The sequence below is a fragment of the Burkholderia sp. HMSC10F09 genome (assembly GCF_001806955.1).
Lineage (GTDB): Bacteria > Pseudomonadota > Gammaproteobacteria > Burkholderiales > Burkholderiaceae > Burkholderia > Burkholderia multivorans.
In genome coordinates this window covers 1-691 of the sequence record NZ_KV786825.1, presented here as the reverse complement: position 1 = coordinate 691, position 691 = coordinate 1, and the positions used below count along the sequence as shown (strand labels likewise).

At 71.8% G+C, this 691-nt stretch carries 1 protein-coding gene; it reads right to left on the bottom strand.

Translation table 11 applies throughout. From position 1 onward, the window contains the following. Positions 1 to 628, bottom strand: a 628-nt coding sequence (gene cheD / locus HMPREF3115_RS21175) for a chemoreceptor glutamine deamidase CheD (protein ID WP_070555911.1), incomplete at its 3' end; no start/stop codon positions are given. Positions 629 to 691: the final 63 nt, after the last annotated feature.

The following is a 691-nucleotide window of genomic DNA, read 5'->3' as shown; positions in this document are numbered from 1 at the left end:
CCGGCTGCGGCGCAGCCGGCGGCTTCGTCCGGAACAGCTCGACGTGCGCGCGCGCCGCCCGCAGCCGCTCGGCCTCGCGCGCGAGCGCGGCTTCGCGCTCGGTGACGCCCGGCACCTGCAGCCGCAGCTTCTTCACCATCGCGCGGCCGGTGTGCGGCATGAACGCGACCTTGCGCGGATGCACGCCCTGCAGATCCTCGGCGGTGATGCGGATGCGTTCGAGCGCGAGGTAGCGGCGCACGAAGTCGGCGTTGCGATCGCCGATGTTGATCGTCGTCATGCCGGCGAGCACGGCCGCGCCGCCGAACACCTTCGCTTCGAAGCGATCGCGGCGCGCGCCGGCCTTGATCAGTTCGTTGATCAGCACTTCCATCGCGTACGCGCCGTAGCGCATCGATTCCGATGCGGGCGCGCCGGCGTCCGCGCCGTCGTCGGGCAGCATGAAATGGTTCATCCCGCCGATGCCCGCGAACGGATCGTGCAGGCAGGCGGCGACGCACGAGCCCAGCACGGTCGTCAGCACCATGTCGTCGGCCGTCGTATAGAACTCGTTCGGCAGCAGCTTCACGCCGGGCAGGCCGAAGTGGTTGTCGAAGTAGCGGTTCGTCGCAATCGGCAGCGCGCTCATCCGCGGCCTCCGGACACGCCCGCGGCGGCGGCGGCGTGCGCGCGCAGGCGCGGCGGCGCGGCG